Source organism: Mucilaginibacter celer, from assembly GCF_003576455.2.
GTDB lineage: Bacteria > Bacteroidota > Bacteroidia > Sphingobacteriales > Sphingobacteriaceae > Mucilaginibacter > Mucilaginibacter celer.
In genome coordinates this window covers 5,995,822-6,011,879 of record NZ_CP032869.1, presented here as the reverse complement: position 1 = coordinate 6,011,879, position 16,058 = coordinate 5,995,822, and the positions used below count along the sequence as shown (strand labels likewise).

The 16,058-nt window shown below is 46.0% G+C and carries 13 protein-coding genes; 11 read left to right on the top strand and 2 right to left on the bottom strand.

Features of this window, described 5'->3' with window-relative positions:
- Positions 1 to 272: 272 nt before the first annotated feature.
- From HYN43_RS24980 to HYN43_RS24945, 8 genes are all read left to right on the top strand, one after another.
- Positions 273 to 890, top strand: coding sequence for a hypothetical protein (locus HYN43_RS24980; RefSeq protein ID WP_119406618.1), 618 nt, complete (start codon positions 273 to 275; stop codon positions 888 to 890).
- Positions 887 to 1,189 carry a winged helix-turn-helix domain-containing protein gene (locus HYN43_RS24975; RefSeq protein WP_119406617.1) on the top strand — a complete coding sequence of 101 codons (303 nt, stop codon included), beginning with the start codon at positions 887 to 889 and terminating at the stop codon, positions 1,187 to 1,189. Before HYN43_RS24980 ends, HYN43_RS24975 begins: the two co-directional genes overlap by 4 nt.
- 54 nt (positions 1,190 to 1,243) lie before the next feature.
- Positions 1,244 to 3,742 (top strand): XrtN system VIT domain-containing protein, encoded by a 2,499-nt coding sequence (locus tag HYN43_RS24970; protein ID WP_119406616.1) that lies wholly within the window; start codon positions 1,244 to 1,246, stop codon positions 3,740 to 3,742.
- Positions 3,723 to 5,075 carry an exosortase N gene (gene xrtN / locus HYN43_RS24965; protein WP_119406615.1) on the top strand — a complete coding sequence of 451 codons (1,353 nt, stop codon included), beginning with the start codon at positions 3,723 to 3,725 and terminating at the stop codon, positions 5,073 to 5,075. The genes HYN43_RS24970 and xrtN overlap by 20 nt, the downstream gene beginning before the upstream one ends.
- Positions 5,076 to 5,440: 365 nt before the next feature.
- A complete protein-coding gene (locus tag HYN43_RS24960) occupies positions 5,441 to 5,860 on the top strand; it encodes a cobalamin B12-binding domain-containing protein (protein ID WP_119406614.1) in 420 nt (139 codons plus the stop codon).
- A 6-nt stretch (positions 5,861 to 5,866) separates the two neighbouring features.
- Entirely contained in the window at positions 5,867 to 6,649 is a 783-nt protein-coding gene (locus HYN43_RS24955; RefSeq protein WP_119406613.1) for an enoyl-CoA hydratase/isomerase family protein, read from the top strand.
- A gap of 100 nt (positions 6,650 to 6,749) precedes the next feature.
- Entirely contained in the window at positions 6,750 to 7,829 is a 1,080-nt protein-coding gene (gene gcvT, locus HYN43_RS24950; RefSeq protein WP_119406612.1) for a glycine cleavage system aminomethyltransferase GcvT, read from the top strand.
- Positions 7,830 to 7,919: 90 nt separating this feature from the next.
- The gene (locus HYN43_RS24945) at positions 7,920 to 8,636 is read left to right on the top strand and encodes a 2-phosphosulfolactate phosphatase (protein WP_119406611.1); all 717 of its coding nucleotides are present in this window, start codon (positions 7,920 to 7,922) and stop codon (positions 8,634 to 8,636) included.
- A 271-nt stretch (positions 8,637 to 8,907) separates the two neighbouring features.
- Here HYN43_RS24945 and HYN43_RS24940 read toward each other — a convergent pair whose 3' ends face one another.
- The gene (locus tag HYN43_RS24940; protein WP_119406610.1) at positions 8,908 to 9,408 is read right to left on the bottom strand and encodes a GNAT family N-acetyltransferase; all 501 of its coding nucleotides are present in this window, start codon (positions 9,406 to 9,408) and stop codon (positions 8,908 to 8,910) included.
- Between the two features lie 172 nt (positions 9,409 to 9,580).
- On the opposite strand from HYN43_RS24940, the gene HYN43_RS24935 reads away from it, so the two are divergent.
- The 3 genes from HYN43_RS24935 (at position 9,581) to HYN43_RS24925 (ending at position 13,852) form a co-directional block, all read left to right on the top strand.
- Positions 9,581 to 10,825, top strand: coding sequence for a DEAD/DEAH box helicase (locus HYN43_RS24935; protein ID WP_205589825.1), 1,245 nt, complete (start codon positions 9,581 to 9,583; stop codon positions 10,823 to 10,825).
- A 213-nt stretch (positions 10,826 to 11,038) separates the two neighbouring features.
- Positions 11,039 to 12,034, top strand: a complete 996-nt coding sequence (locus tag HYN43_RS24930) for a glycoside hydrolase family 43 protein (protein ID WP_119406609.1) — start codon at positions 11,039 to 11,041, stop codon at positions 12,032 to 12,034.
- Positions 12,035 to 12,238: 204 nt separating this feature from the next.
- Positions 12,239 to 13,852 carry an aminopeptidase P family protein gene (locus HYN43_RS24925; protein WP_119406608.1) on the top strand — a complete coding sequence of 538 codons (1,614 nt, stop codon included), beginning with the start codon at positions 12,239 to 12,241 and terminating at the stop codon, positions 13,850 to 13,852.
- A gap of 150 nt (positions 13,853 to 14,002) precedes the next feature.
- Here HYN43_RS24925 and HYN43_RS24920 read toward each other — a convergent pair whose 3' ends face one another.
- The gene (locus tag HYN43_RS24920) at positions 14,003 to 15,910 is read right to left on the bottom strand and encodes a beta-N-acetylhexosaminidase (protein WP_119406607.1); all 1,908 of its coding nucleotides are present in this window, start codon (positions 15,908 to 15,910) and stop codon (positions 14,003 to 14,005) included.
- Positions 15,911 to 16,058: the final 148 nt, after the last annotated feature.

Here is a 16,058-nt window from a genome sequence, read left to right as displayed (position 1 = left end):
GATCTTCTTTCAGGCCACCGCCCATTCACAAAAAAAACTTGATATTCAATAGCTTACATCTGCTTCATTATGAGATACGAAGAGATTTCCGACTTGCAGAGCCGCTCTGCATATTCGCGATTGCTTCGTGCCTCGCAATGACGGCTTTTATATATTTTAAACAGCTTCTCAAAAACCGAAATGACCACAGCAACGAACCGGTAAAAAATATTTAACGGCCCCTATTGCAAATCCAATTTCAATCTTTAACTTTGAACAACAAAGTACTTTTGATGAAAGAACAAGATATTCATGCAGAGTTAAGTTCCATTCGTGATTTGATGGAGCGGTCGGCCAAATTTATTTCGCTTAGCGGGCTATCGGGTGTTATGGCCGGCATTTATGCGCTTATAGGCGCAGCGGTTGGCTGGGGCTTACTTCAATACGAATACCTTGGGCTTGACAGGCATCATACTTTTAACGAAACCCTACTGGTTATCAAATTATTTTTAACCGCCTTTGCGGTGCTTGTTCTTTCAATCGGTACAGGTGTATGGCTTTCTATCCGCAAGGCTAAACGCAACGCACAGCCCTTTTGGAATACAGGCAGCAAGCGCCTGCTTATTAATATGGCTATCCCGCTAATAAGCGGCGGGTTGTTTACCCTGATATTGATATACAGGGGTTATTACGGCATAGTGGCACCGGCTACGCTGATATTTTACGGCATGTCGTTGGTTTCGGGCAGTCATTACACCTATTCGGGCGTGATGAGCCTCGGAATATTGGAGATTTTATTAGGTTTGCTTTGTGCTTTAATGCCGGGCTACGGCTTAATATTCTGGACAGTGGGCTTTGGCCTGCTGCACATTATTTACGGCACAGTAATGCATTTTAAATACGATAAGTGAATATATCATTAGAACAGTTTGACAAAGCTTTTGAAAACCGCATCCGCCTGCAAATTATGAGCGTACTGGTTGCCAACGAAAGCTATGATTTTAATTCGCTTAAAGAATTGCTGGATCTTACAGATGGCAACCTGGCCTCGCATCTCAAAGCTTTAGAAAAAGAGGAATACATCCAGGTGCAGAAAAGTTTCATAGGCCGCAAGCCAAACACCCGCTACCTCGCATCCGAAAAAGGGCGGGCCGCTTTCAGACTGCATCTTCTGGCTCTCGAAAATTTAATCAAACAACAAAAACTGTAATTTTTTTTATCCATAAACTTTGGAATACAAAGTACTTTTTAAAAATAAAAAACAATGAAAAACATCCTTGCAACCCTATCACAAAACAACATTATTAAAACAGGCCTAATCCTCATCACTATATCCGCCGGATTCTTCTGTATAGTAGAGTCCGGCTTTTTTGAAATTACTGAAGGTACAGCATTCGGAGCCTTTTGCCTCAATTACCTGGCCTCGCTGGTATTTTTCTTTTTAGTGATTTTTAAAGGCTTTAAGCGCCTGCATTATTGGGTATTATTACTGGTATTGTGGTTTGTAAGCGCATTTGCACTTAACCGCAGCCTAAATGTGTTTGACAGCTCGGTAACCTGGCTCTGCGTTGTAATCTGGCTATCGGCCATAGGGTTAATCCTCTCTGTTTTTATGGATGATCTTGGGGTTATTGCCAAACATACAGTGTCTTTTTTATTAGGAATTGCCCTGCTGCTGTTCATTTATTACAGCGTTTACCTTACATCCATGTACATTTTAGGCATTTTTGGAGCCATTGCACTGGGCTTTTCGCTTCATGCCTTTGTGCCCGCAGGTTTGGCCATAGCAACCTTTATTGCCTTAAAGCAAAACTTAAAAGGAAACCCATCACTAAAAATGGCTTTTGCAGCCGGGATCTTGATTCCTCTTGTGGCATGTGCTGTTTTTATCTGGCAATGGAAAAGTATTAACAAACAGGTAAACCTCGCTATCAATCACAATACCTTATCCGAAGGGAAGCTGCCCACCTGGATGGTGATTGCCCAGAATATCCCGCACAATGCCCTGGCCGAAAAAATTATTAAGGCAGATATTGTTTATAAAACCGCGAACCTGAGCGATAACTGGTTTTGGGGTAACTGGCACAGCGCCGCTTTTGACGAGCCTAAAAAGCACGATCCTTTTGTAGTGATAGCCAGTTTATTTGGCGGAGAGATCAACCTTGACGAAAACGATCGCATTAAAATACTGGAGGCTATGTACAATTCACGCCACCAGGCACAGGAGCGGCTTTGGACGGGCGATATGCTGAGCACAGCCAACGTGATCACCAATATTAAAATATTCCCCGAATACCGCCTGGCCTATACCGAAAAAACGCTTACAGTACACAATGCCGAAAAGCGTACCTGGCGCGGTAATGAAGAAGCTATTTATACTTTTCATGTTCCGGAAGGTTCGGTAGTGAGTTCGTTATCGCTGTGGATAGATGGCAAGGAGCAAAAATCAAGGCTTACCACCAAGGCTAAGGCCGATTCGGCTTACCACGAGATTGTTGGCGTTGAACAACATGACCCATCGGTATTACACTGGCAGGAAGGTAATACCGTAACCGCGCGAATTTTTCCCTGCACACCAGAGGAAAACCGAAAATTCAGGGTGGGCATAACCAGTCCGCTGTTAAAGCGGGGTGATATGCTCACCTATCAAAGCAGTTATTTCGATGGCCCTTCGCCGGATGCGGCTACCGAAGCAATCCAGGTATCGTTCAGCAAAAAGCCGGAGAGCCTTGATCTCCCCGGCTTTGATGAAATAAGCAGTGGTGTTTACACGGCCGACAGGAATTACCGGCCCGATGAGCAGATCACGTTTAAAGCCCCGCCGCTTGCCAATACCCCTTTTACGTTTGCGGGTAACGGCTACCAGCTAAAGGATTACCAGCCGCAAACCACCGTTTTTACACCCGAACGCATCTATCTCGATTTAAATGCCGAATGGACTGCCTCCGAACTCGACGAGCTTTGGCCCGCCATCAAAAACAAAAAAGTATATTATTACGATGGCAAACTGGAAAAACTAACCGACCAAAACCGGGACCAGGTATACAACCGGATGAGCAAGCTCAACTTCAGCATGTTTCCGGTTAACGAGATCAGGCACCCCGAAACCGCTCTGCTTATCACTAAATGTGCCGAAACCTCGCCCAACCTGTACGATCTGAACGAATCGGAATTTGGGAAAGTGCTTACCACTTACCTCCCCAAAGCCAAACCCATACAGCTTTATAATATAGGTACCAACCTAACACCGTATTTGAAAGCACTGAAGGAAATGAGGGTGTTTATCTATAATGAGGGCGACCTGGAAACCCTGCAAAACCATCTTGCAAAAAACCGGTTCAACAATCCGCAGGAAGATTCGACGCATGTGGTGCTCGCACAATCGGGCCTGATGATAGCACAAACTGCCGACACCCTGAAAATCGGCAATGCGCCTGATCATTTGCTGCGCCTGTTTGCCTATAACGATATTATGAAAAAGGTTGGTCCGCATTATTTTGATAAAACCTATGTGCAGCCAGATGTTATTGCCGAGGCTAACCAGGCTTTCATCGCCTCTCCGGTTTCGAGCCTTATTGTGCTGGAAACGCAAAAGGATTATGAGCGCTTCGGGATTGATGAAAATAAAAACAGCCTGCAAAATGCCTCGGCCAAATCATCCGGCGCAGTACCCGAGCCGGGCGAGTGGCTGCTTATTTTGGTTGTGATTGGAGTTATTAACTTTTTAGTTTATAAAAACAAACATGTTCAGCCGGAGCTATAATTTGCAGGAGTATGTACCTTTTAAATTAACCGGCAGCCGGGTTGTTATTAACAGCTGCTGGTTAATTTACACAGGTATAGCTATAAAGTTATGCCTCACTTACTTTAAGTGGAATGCCGATATGCTGCTCGGCCTGGCATTGCTGCCCTATATCTGTAAGGTGAAGCGCGGCGGCTTTTCGCCCAGGTACCTGGTACCGGCTTTATTGTTTGCCGTTATCGCCTTCCGTTTTCCGGTTAAAACAAACTTGTTTTTGGCATTGCTGTTTGCAGGTTTATTGTTTTTTGAAAATTTGAAGGGGAAGATCAGCCCCGTGCTGTTCCTGTTGCCGCTGCTTATCTCGCCCGCGTTCGAATATATCAGCGGCACCTTCAGCTTTCCGCTCAGGATCGGGCTGAGCGAGGTGGCCGCTACCCTGCTCGGCTTCATGAACATAAAAGCGCAGGCTTCGGGCAATATTATCCAGCTAAACGGTGCCGAATTTTCGGTAGATCAGGCCTGCGCCGGCTTGCATATGCTGGCCTCATCATTTATGATCGGCTTGTTCATGATAGCTCATTACCAGCGGCAAACGGCAAAGCAATTGCACCTGATGTGGATACTGCTTGTGTTGGTGCTCACATTTGCATTAAACATAGCGTGCAATCTTTGCCGTATTATGCTGCTGGTTATTTTTAAAATTGAGGCAGGAGCACCCATGCATGATATTACCGGCATTATATGCCTGCTGGTGTATGTGGTATTGCCTTTATTGTGCCTATCGTCATTTATTTTAAAACGAAGCGAAAAGCCACACCACGATCCGCGGTTTCACAATACCATCCGGCTGGTACCCGATCAGTTACGTTATCCGTTTTTACATTTTACACTCGCCGTTTTATTGTTATCCGTAACGTTCAACCTTAAAACCACCGATCAGCTTGCCGATAAAAACCAAAGCAACATCAGCCTGGTCGGCTATCAAAAAACTGTTTTGGAAAGCGGCGTAATCAAATTTGAAAAACCGGGCAAACTGGTATACGTAAAGCCCTCCCCATTTTATGCCCCCGAACACGACCCCATGATATGCTGGCAGGGCAGCGGCTATGTTTTCGGCAAAATAAAAAAACAGGTTATTGCCGGCCGACAGGTTTACTCGGGCATATTAACCAAAGCAAAAGATAAGATTTACGCGGCCTGGTGGTTTGATAACGGCAGCCTTAAAACCATTAACGAGTTTGAATGGCGATGGGCCGCCGCAAAGGGTGGCAAGCTTTTTTATTTGGTGAATGTGAATGCGGAGACTGAACAGGCGCTATGGGAAGAGGTAAAAAGGTTGCCCGGGATAAAATGAGTGTTTTTGACATTGGGAGGGTGGCCTGTGACCCTGAGCGACAGCGAAGGATCTTCTACAACAAGCATGGCGGCTATACAGGGCGAAGAAGATGCTTCGTTCCTCAGCATGACAAAGGGGAAAATGCCGTATCGCATTTAAAAATCGCCAAAAACTCACAAAAACTTTGCGACTTTGCTCCTTCGCGCACTTAAAAATCGCCGACATGTACAAATCAAAAAACTTTGCGGCTTTGCGCCTTTGCGTGCCTAAAAACCCCCAACAATTCACAATTCAAAAAATTTGCAATCGGTACACTCACACAAAACCCCAATCAACTTCCATAATTTTCTTACTACATTTACAAAAACCAATAAGGGTTATACATGAGTAATACCTTTAACCGACCAATCCGTGTTTTAGTTGCCAAAGTAGGCCTGGATGGGCATGACCGCGGCGCACGCATCATTGCCACATCCCTGCGTGATGCCGGCATGGAGGTGATATACACCGGCCTGCGCCAAACGCCCGAAATGGTGGTGAACACAGCCCTGCAGGAGGATGTGGATGCCATCGGCATCTCCATACTTTCGGGCGCACACATGACGGTTTTTCCGCGCATCATCAACCTTATAAAAGAAAAACAGATGGATGATGTGCTGCTTACCGGCGGAGGTATCATCCCTCATGATGATATGCTGGAGCTACAGAAACTGGGCGTAGGCGAGCTTTTTCCGCCCGGCACCAGCACACAGGATATAGTTAAATATATAACCGCCTGGGTTCATGAACACCGCAATTTTTAATTACCTATGGAATTTCAGAATTTATTAATAGCCGATAATGGCCGCATCCGCTATATCACCATTAACCGCGAGAGCAAACTGAACGCACTTAACAAGGCCACCCTTGCCGAACTGCATACTGCATTTTCGGATGCCTTTGCCAATCCGGAGGTTGGCGGCATTATTATTACCGGTGCCGGGCCAAAGGCATTTGTGGCAGGTGCCGATATCAGCGAATTTGCCGATCTGGATGTGGAAGGAGGAACCAACCTGTCACGTACCGGCCATACCGAAGTTTTTGATCTGATAGCCAATGGCAGCAAACCCGTAATTGCAGCCATCAACGGCTTTGCCCTGGGCGGCGGACTGGAGCTGGCCATGGCCTGCCATATCCGCATTGCATCTGATAATGCCAAAATGGGCCTGCCCGAGGTTACCTTAGGCTTAATGCCGGGCTATGGTGGCACCCAGCGCCTTACCCAACTGGTGGGCAAAGGCAAGGCCATGGAAATGATCCTCACGGCCGATATGATTACCGCACCCGATGCTTTACAATACGGATTAGTTACCCATGTTACCCCCGCCGCCGAGCTTTTAGCTAAAGCAGAAGAGATCCTCAATAAAATTTTAACCCGCGCACCACAGGCCCTCGCCGCCGCCATCCGCTGCATTAACGCCGCCTATACCGATGGCGTTAACGGCTACGAAACCGAAATTGAAGAGTTTGGCAAATGCTTCGGCACCGAAGATTTTAAAGAAGGCGTAGCTGCATTCTTAGAAAAAAGGAAAGCTGATTTTAAAGGCAAATAACATTCTATTCAAAAAAATCAGCGAAATCAACGCAATCACAAAAATCAACGGTCAAAACCGACGCTATTGATTACCTTTGCCGCCATATTTTAAGTTGACGATGAAGAATACCGCATTAACCGAAACCCACATCAAAGCGGGTGCTAAAATGGTACCGTTTGCAGGTTATAATATGCCTGTGCAATACGCGGGCATCAATGCCGAGCATGAAACCGTACGCAAAGCCGTTGGCGTTTTTGATGTAAGCCACATGGGCGAGTTTATTTTGAAGGGCGAAAACGCAATCGACCTGATACAACGCGTTACCAGCAACGATGCATCAAAATTATACGATGGCAAAGTTCAATATTCATGCCTGCCCAACGAAGACGGCGGTATTGTTGACGACCTGCTGGTTTACCGCATTGACGAGAAAACCTACATGCTGGTAGTTAACGCATCGAACATCGAAAAAGACTGGGAATGGATCAGCAAGTACAATACCGGCGGCGTAGATATGAAAAACATATCCGACCGTACATCGCTGCTGGCCATCCAGGGGCCCAAAGCTGCCGAAGCACTGCAAAGCCTTACCGAGGTCGACCTGGTATCGATGGAATACTACACCTTTAAAAAAGGAACTTTTGCAGGTGTGGATAACGTGTTGATATCAGCTACAGGCTATACCGGTGCAGGTGGTTTCGAGATCTATTTTGAAAATCAATATGCCGACCAAATCTGGGATGCCATTTTTAAGGCCGGCGAACCGTTTGGTATCAAACCGATTGGTTTAGGCGCGCGCGATACTTTACGTTTGGAAATGGGTTTCTGCCTTTACGGTAACGATATTGACGATACCACTTCACCGCTTGAAGCCGGTTTAGGCTGGGTAACCAAATTTAACAAGGAGTTTACCAACGCCGAAGCCCTGCAGGCCCAGAAGCAAGCCGGTGTAAGCCGCAAACTGGTAGGCTTTGAGATGATAGAGCGTGGCATCCCCCGTCATGATTATGCTATTGTTGATGCCGATGGTAACAGCATTGGCAAGGTAACTTCGGGCACCCAATCGCCGTCGTTGCAAAAAGCTATTGGTATGGGTTATGTAGATACTGCTTTTGCCAAAGAAGGCACCGAGATTTATATCAGCATCAGGGATAATAAAATTAAAGCGAAGATTGTAAAACCGCCGTTTTATAAGTAGGTCATTTCTTTCGGGTCATTGGTCATTAAGTCATTTTTTTATCGGCTTAACCAATGACCTGATGACTCAATGACCTAATGACCAATCACAATGAAAAAAAGTTTACACGTTTGCCTAAGCCCTGCACTATTGCCCCTGTTTAAGGTGGAAGATTATATTGTAGTGGTGATAGATATTTTCAGGGCAACATCATCTATATGTTATGGTATTGAAAACGGTGCTGAGGCTATTATACCGGTATCACAGGTTGAGGAGTGTGCCGCGTATAGAGAGAAAGGGTTGGATTACCTACTCGCCGCCGAGCGCGACGGATCGGTAGTGGACGGGTTTGATTTTGGTAATTCGCCATTTTCGTACACTAAAGAAAAGGTTGAGGGTAAAACCATTGTGTTAACCACCACCAATGGCACCCATGCATTGCATTTATCGCGTGCAGCAAAAAAAATAGTGATCGGTTCATTCCTGAATCTTACTTCACTAAGCAACTGGCTTAAAACCCAAAATGAAAACATCCTGTTGGTGTGTGCCGGCTGGAAAAATAATTTTAACCTGGAGGATACCCTTTTTGCAGGTGCCGTAATTGAGCAGTTAAAGGAAGAGAGTTTTGTTTTGGATGATGCCGCCATTGCTGCTAACGACCTGTTCCGGATTGGAAGGAACGACATCAATCAATACCTCAAAAAAACCTCGCACGGCGAACGGTTGAAAAAATTGGGTATCGAAAAAGATATTGAATTTTGTTTACAGATTGATTTGACAACGGCTATCCCGGTTTTGGAGGGAGAGAAGTTGGTAAAGTTGGTTTGATAAGAAACGAGATTGCGAGGAAGTAAAAACCGGGGCCTTTGAAGGATGTAAGGCATTCCCCACCGTCGTGCCGAATTTATTTCGGCATCCCACAGGACAGGTAACCAGCTTTGCTTAGCAAGGTTGCTTAGCGAGTGGGGTGCTGAAACAAGTTCAGCATGACCTTAATTTTAATTATGTTATGGGTAGGAACGGAGGATTACAAGCGAATAAATGTCATTTCGCCTTGAGAAATAACGGAACTTATTCCTCGCAATAACGTTATTGCTCTTTACTTCCTCACCCTAAAAAACGGCACTTGCTCACCGTACCAAAACACAGTACCATCCTGTACAAGTCCTGCTTTTTTCAACACTTTTTGCGATGCCGCGTTGTCTGGATGCGTAACGGCGCAAACTTCATGAAGGCCAATTTTATTTAATCCGTAGTTTACCAGAGCTTCGGCCAGCTCAGTGGCAATTCCCTGGCCCCAGTATTTGAGGTGCAGGCGGTAGCCAAGTTCGATATGGCTGCGGTCGTATTCGCTCGGCTTTAGCATGCAAACGCCAATAAAATCATTATCTACCGTATTAAAAATACCCCATCGGCCCAGGCCGGTGTTGTTTTTATATTCCTTCAGGGTGTCTTTAAAAACCTGTTTACTTTCCTGGGGTGTACGCTTTTTTACGTATTGGGTAAGGCGCTCGTCGGCATCCATTAATACAGATATCTCCTCATCATCAGGCGTAAACTCGCGGATCAGTAACCGGGGTGTTTGTGTGATAATTTTCATAGGTTTTCAAAAATATATTTTTTGAATGGGTAATGCATACGGCTTTGGTAAAACTGGTGTCAATAAACTGAAAACCATGCCGTACAATCCCTTTAACCGTAGCCCAATTCCGCACAAAACCCTCATTTACCGTTAAATTTTTATACCTTGCATATCTTACATACAAGATATAGTGACTTTTCAGGATTTTAATTTTAACGAGCAGTTGTTTGAAGGTGTAGAGAGCATGGGCTTTACCACACCTACCCCCATACAGGCTATGGCTATCCCAACCATTATGGAGGGCCGCGATCTGATAGCCTGTGCTCAAACAGGTACCGGTAAAACCGGCGCCTACCTGCTGCCGGTGCTCAATGCCATTAGCCAGGGGAATAAACACCATACCTGCGCGCTTATTTTAGCGCCCACCCGCGAGCTTGCCCAACAGATAGATCAGCAGGTGGAAGGCCTTGCTTATTTTACAGGTATCAGCTCGATAGCCGTTTTTGGCGGCGGCGATGGTATTGTTTACGAGCAGCAACGCCGCGGCATTCAAAACAATGTAAATATTATTGTGGCCACGCCGGGCAGGCTTATTGCCCACCTTACATCGGGTGTGTTGAAGCTTAATCATCTTACCCATTTGGTACTTGATGAAGCCGACCGGATGCTGGATATGGGTTTCTCTGATGATATTATGCGTATCATCAGCTATCTGCCCAAAGAGCGGCAAACGCTGCTGTTTTCGGCTACTATGCCGGGACGCATCCGTTCGCTTGCCAAGGCTATCCTGAAAGATCCGGAGCAGATCAATATTGCTATTTCGCAGCCTGCCGTGGGGATTGATCAGCAGGTTTACCGCGTGCATGATCAGCAGAAAACACCGCTGGTGCAGCATATTCTTAAAGATTCGGCTTTTACAAGCATTATCATTTTCGCTTCCCGTAAGGAAATTGTTAAAGCTTTGTACAGAGAACTTAAAGCAATTAAGATCAACGCCATGTCTTTCCATTCCGATCTGGAACAGAAAGAGCGTGAAGAGATCCTCCTTAAATTTAAAAACAAACTACTGCCGGTTATAATCGGCACCGATGCCCTTTCGCGCGGTATCGACGTGGAGGGTATCGACCTCGTGATTAACTACGATGTACCCGGCGACCCGGAAGATTATATCCACCGCATTGGCCGTACAGCCCGCGCAGCCACCACAGGCACCGCCATCACCTTTGTAAACCACCGCGATGAGCGTAAACTGAAAAATATCGAGAAGCTGATTGAAAAGCCCATCAAACTGATGACACTGCCCGACGAACTGGCCGGCATTCAGCCCCTTAAGCCCGAGCCTACCCAGGGAGGTAACGGCAGCGGCGATAAAAAGAGAAAGCCAAACCGCCGCTGGGGCAAAAAGAAACCAAAGCAACAAAACACCGGTAATTAAAACGCAGAGGCGAGAGCTGAAGCAATATGAATATTAAAGGCGTCATTGAGAGGTATGAAGCAATCGCACGTTAGCAGGTATGCCCTGTATAGTTCGCGATTGCTTCGTTCCTCGCAATGACGCCTTTTTAGCTTCGCTTTGGCAAAACTTATTTTTGATTTTACTAAAACGTTTTATCAATTTTAATATCTTAGAACCCAAAATCCATTCCCAATGCATATCCCTAAAAAAATCACGTTCCTGCTCGGTGTTGGTTTAGCATTACTCCCGTTTGCCAATAAAACATTAGCCCAGGATAAAAAAACATCCGGCAACCCAATTGTTGAAGGCTGGTATGCCGACCCGGAAGCTAAAATATTCAATAAACAATATTGGGTATACCCTACCTACTCCGCCAAATACAACGACCAGGTATTTATGGATGCCTTTTCCTCGCCCGACCTGCTACACTGGACCAAGCACCCCCGCATTATTGATACCGCTGCCGTAAAATGGGCCAAACGCGCTATGTGGGCACCCGCCGTTACCCAAAAGGATGGCAAATACTACATCTTTTTTGGCGCAAACGATATCCAAAACAATAACGAAGTTGGCGGCATTGGCGTTGCTGTTGGAGATAAACCCGAAGGCCCTTTTAAAGATTTGTTAGGCAAACCACTGATAGGCCAGATCATCAACAAAGCGCAACCTATTGATCAGTTTGTTTTTAAGGATGATAACGGCCAGTACTACATGATATACGGCGGCTGGGGCCAGTGTAACATTGTAAAGCTTAAAAATGATTTTACAGGCACAGAGCCTTTTGATAACGGCGAAACCTACAAGCTCATCACTCCTAAAGATTATGTGGAAGGGCCTGTAATGTTTAAACGCAAAGGCAAATATTATTTTATGTGGAGCGAGGGCGGCTGGACCGGTCCGGATTACCGTGTGGCTTATGCCATTGGCGATTCGCCTTTTGGGCCGTTTAACCGCATTGGCACTATATTGAAGCAGGATGCCAGCATTGCTACAGGTGCCGGGCACCATTCGGTGATCCAGGTGCCGGGTAAAGATGAATGGTATATTGTTTACCACCGCCGTCCGCTTACCGAAACCGATGGCAACCATCGTGTTACCTGTATTGATAAAATGTATTTTGACAAGGATGGAAAAATTTTGCCGGTTAAGATTACCAATGAAGGAGTAGCAGCAAGGTCAATTAAGTAAAGGCACGTTTTTCTAAACTCGTTATTGCGAGGTACGAAGCAATCGCACGGCAGCAGGCCCGCCCTGTATAGTTCGCGATTGCTTCGTACCTCGCAATGACGTTTTTTATATACTGTTTTCTTTTCCCCCTAAAAGGGTGAGCAAATTATCTGCTGATAATTACTATCTTAAACCGATTTATTGACTGACAAATACTTTATCATTATGACCCGATTTTTTTGCCGGGCATTAGTTACACTAATTGCCCTGTGCGGCGCAAGCCATAGTTTTGCACAAACCGCCGAAAACCTCCCAACCGATTATTTAAGCAAAGAATTTCATGCCGGAAGGCGACAGGCCCTTCGCAATTTGATGGCCCCAAACTCGGTAGCCGTAATCTTCTCGTACCCCGAGCAGGTTTTCTCTAACGATGTTAACTACGTTTATCACCCCAACCCCGATCTGTATTATTTTTCGGGATACAAGGAGCCTAACGCAGTGCTTTTGGTATTTAAAGACATACAGGCCGATGGCGACAGCAGCTACAACGAAGTGTTGTTTGTACGCCAGCGTAATGCTGCCCGCGAGCAGTGGACCGGCAGGCGCCTGGGTGTTGAAGGCGCCAAAACGCAATTAGGCTTCAAACGCGCTTACAACAGCGAAGAGTTTGCCAAATTCCCTGTTGATTTTAAAAAATTCGGCAAAGTTTATTATGATAACCTACCCGAAGATGTAACGGGCGACGGCTCGGTAGGAGAACTTAAAAAGCTGATTGCTGCGTTTAAAAGCAAAGCCGGCATTGCCGATGTTGACAGGCAGGCCCTGAGTGATATGAATGTGATTGCCAACCGCGCCACCCCGCAAAATCTGCCGCGCGTGGTAACCTTCTTTAAAACCAAATACACCGATTTAAGCAAGGCAAGCCCCCTTGTACAGGAGCTGTTGGCTAAACCAGATTCGGTTACCTTAGCTGCGGTTAAAGCAAAAATTGGTAATAACTTAGGCGGCACCATGGATTTTGACACTTTTACAAGCAAGCTTCGCGGTGTAAAAACTCCCGAAGAAATTGCTGTACTGAAAAAAGCTGTTGAAATATCAAGCCTTGCCCACCTCGAAGTAATGAGGGCCGTAAAGCCATCTATGAGCGAGCGCGAGGTGGAAGGCATTATGCTGTATGTACATAAACGTTATGGTGCCGAAGATGAAGGCTATCCGCCAATTGTAGGTGCCGGTGCAAATGGCTGTATCCTTCACTATGAAGAAAACGCCGCCACCAAATTGGATAACCAGTTATTACTGATGGACGTTGGTGCCGAATACCATGGCTACTCGGCCGATGTTACACGTACTGTACCAGCCAACGGCAAATTTACCGAAGAGCAAAAAGCCATTTACCAATTGGTTTATGATGCGCAGGAAGAGGTTTTTAAACTTTGCAAAGCCGGTGTGCCTTATGCCAGTCTGGAGCAAAAAACAGCCGAAGTACTATCGGCAGGCCTGATTAAATTGGGCATTATTAAAGATGCATCAGAAGTACGCAAATATTACCCGCATGGTGTTTCGCACCATTTAGGGCTTGATGTGCATGATAAAGGCGGCCGCGGTAGTCTGGAAGAAAACATGGTGATCACCGTTGAACCGGGCATCTATATCCCTGCAGGCAGCCCATGCGATAAAAAATGGTGGAATATTGGTGTACGTATTGAAGATGACGTACAGATAGGCAAAGATGGCGGTACCAATTTATCCGCCGATGCACCGCGTAAATGGCAGGATGTGGAGAAAGCTGCGACAGAGAAAAGCATTTTTGAAGCGGCTAAGTTTCCGGCATTGAAGTAAATAATGCTAAAACACCATTACAACAAATAAACAAAATGAGCCGCCGCTCGCCTGCTGGAGCCGAGCGGCGGCACACAAGATATAAAAATGGCAACGCCCTTCAGAATTAGTCTGAAGGGCGTTGCCATTTTTATCAAAATTATCCAGCTACTACTTCTTTATCCTGCTCTTCAACTCGGCCAATGGCATGGTAACCATGCGGCCTACCGGTTTTTTACCGCGATAGGTGATTACCCTAAGCGTGGTGGCATCTTTAGGCGCATCAATCGGCGCGGTGTATTTAGGATAAAACCTGTCGGGGAACGAGTTATCAAAACTATAATAGGTGTCCAACCCGTTCACCTCGTTGATAAGTGTTATTTTTAATGTGCTGTCTGCATTAAATTTGGCATCGAATGATGGATCATAAGCGCTTGGCGCTATTTTGGTTTCGGCCTCATCAAAGCGGGGGAAATGTTTTTCAACGCGGCTAAAGAAACCATCCCAATTTTTAGGCCCTTTGGCCGACCATACATCCTCAGCAATGGCCATACCACGCGGCCAGGTCATGTACTCGGCCTGGCGGATATTGTATACCTGCTCAGTCCATAGGTTTCCTTGCCCGCCTTTAATCAGGCGCGCATCAACGCTATCAGGTACCGGCTCCCACGAGTAAGTTTTGCTCAGGCGCAACGTTGCATAGATTTTTGTTTCATTTACACGATCGCTTTGCATGTAATCCAGGTATGCAAAAGTTGTAGGGCTCATCACCACTTCGTGACCCGCTTTTGCAGCTGTTATGCCACCCTGAATACCCCGCCAGCTCATTACCGCAGCATTAGGACCAAGGCCTCCCTCGATGATCTCATCCCAACCCATAAATTTTTTACCTTTTGATTCGACGATCTTTTCCAAACGCTTTTCAAAATAGGCCTGCACCTCGTTCATGTCCTTCAGGTTTTCTTTAGCCATCAGCGCCTTGATGGCATCGCTTTGCTCCCAGAAGTTTTTGGCGCATTCATCGCCGCCTAAATGGATATATCCAAAAGGAAATAGCTGTGCAACCTCGGTAACAACCTTATCTAAAAAAGTATAAACAGCTTCATTTGCAGGGCAAAGCGTATTATCAACAATAGCCCTGTTATGCGGCCCGCTCCAATCCATAAAAGGCTCGCCCGAGTTTACCACATATTTATCGGCACCCGGTGTGCACGAAAGCTCGGGATAGGCAACCACCGCGGCAAGGCTATGGCCCGGCACATCAATTTCGGGCAGGATGTTTACAAACCGGTCTTTTGCATATTGTACCAGTTCTTTAATATCTTCCTGGGTATAAAAGCCGCCGTAAGTGCGCGGCTCATCAGGTGTTGGCGGGGTGAAGGTACCAAACTGCCCAACTTTTTTTACATTGTGCGATCCTACTTCGGTTAACCTCGGCAGGCTTTTAATTTCAACGCGCCAGCCTTCATCATCAGTAAGGTGCAGGTGCAGCAGGTTAAATTTGTATTTAACCATGGCATCAATATATTGCTTAACCTCGGCCTTGGTAAAAAAGTGGCGCGACACATCAAACATTAACCCTCTCCAGGCAAAACGCGGATAATCTGTAATCTCAACAGCGGGGGCAGCCCAGGTTACACCTTTGGCCACTTCAAGGCCTTCAACCTCTTTAGGCAACAGCTGGAAAAATGTTTGTACGCCATAAAACAAACCGGCGGCATCATTAGCCCTGATCACTACTTTTTTGGGTGTTACCGATAGTTTATAGCCCTCGGTTTTGATAAGCGTATCGGCAGTTTTATTAAGCACAAGCCTGATTGAGGCAGTTGGCGCAGCACTTTTTATGCTGATGAAAGCGCCTGTTGATGTAGCAAGCTTTCTTTTAAGATAGGCAGTAACGTTAGCTACATCGGCCGAAGATGTTGCCTCAACCACAATGGTTTTGGGCAGCACAAACTGACCCGTAGTTTGTGTAACCTTTACCGGCTGAGGGATAAGCGCGGGCGCAGGTTTGCTTGCCTGTGCAGCCGATAACAAATGCGCCACGCAACCGCAGAGCAATAAGGATAATTTCTTCATAAAAAACTGTTTAATTATGTTTTGAATTGGTGTATGCAAATTAAACTTTTTAAATAATATTAAGAAGTATTTCCATAGAGAAGCGTCATTGCGAGGAACGAAGCAATCGCGAACTATACAGGGCGGACCTGCCTCTGTGCGATTGCTT

What these genes read in the sequence shown, in the direction of transcription:
- HYN43_RS24980 (WP_119406618.1), top strand. Translation starts at nt 273, where the DNA reads ATGAAAGAACAAGATATTCATGCAGAGTTAAGTTCCATTCGTGATTTG.
- HYN43_RS24970 (WP_119406616.1), top strand. Translation starts at nt 1,244, where the DNA reads ATGAAAAACATCCTTGCAACCCTATCACAAAACAACATTATTAAAACA.
- xrtN (WP_119406615.1), top strand. Translation starts at nt 3,723, where the DNA reads ATGTTCAGCCGGAGCTATAATTTGCAGGAGTATGTACCTTTTAAATTA.
- HYN43_RS24960 (WP_119406614.1), top strand. Translation starts at nt 5,441, where the DNA reads ATGAGTAATACCTTTAACCGACCAATCCGTGTTTTAGTTGCCAAAGTA.
- HYN43_RS24955 (WP_119406613.1), top strand. Translation starts at nt 5,867, where the DNA reads ATGGAATTTCAGAATTTATTAATAGCCGATAATGGCCGCATCCGCTAT.
- gcvT (WP_119406612.1), top strand. Translation starts at nt 6,750, where the DNA reads ATGAAGAATACCGCATTAACCGAAACCCACATCAAAGCGGGTGCTAAA.
- HYN43_RS24945 (WP_119406611.1), top strand. Translation starts at nt 7,920, where the DNA reads ATGAAAAAAAGTTTACACGTTTGCCTAAGCCCTGCACTATTGCCCCTG.
- HYN43_RS24940 (WP_119406610.1), bottom strand. Translation starts at nt 9,408, where the DNA reads ATGAAAATTATCACACAAACACCCCGGTTACTGATCCGCGAGTTTACG.
- HYN43_RS24930 (WP_119406609.1), top strand. Translation starts at nt 11,039, where the DNA reads ATGCATATCCCTAAAAAAATCACGTTCCTGCTCGGTGTTGGTTTAGCA.
- HYN43_RS24925 (WP_119406608.1), top strand. Translation starts at nt 12,239, where the DNA reads ATGACCCGATTTTTTTGCCGGGCATTAGTTACACTAATTGCCCTGTGC.
- HYN43_RS24920 (WP_119406607.1), bottom strand. Translation starts at nt 15,910, where the DNA reads ATGAAGAAATTATCCTTATTGCTCTGCGGTTGCGTGGCGCATTTGTTA.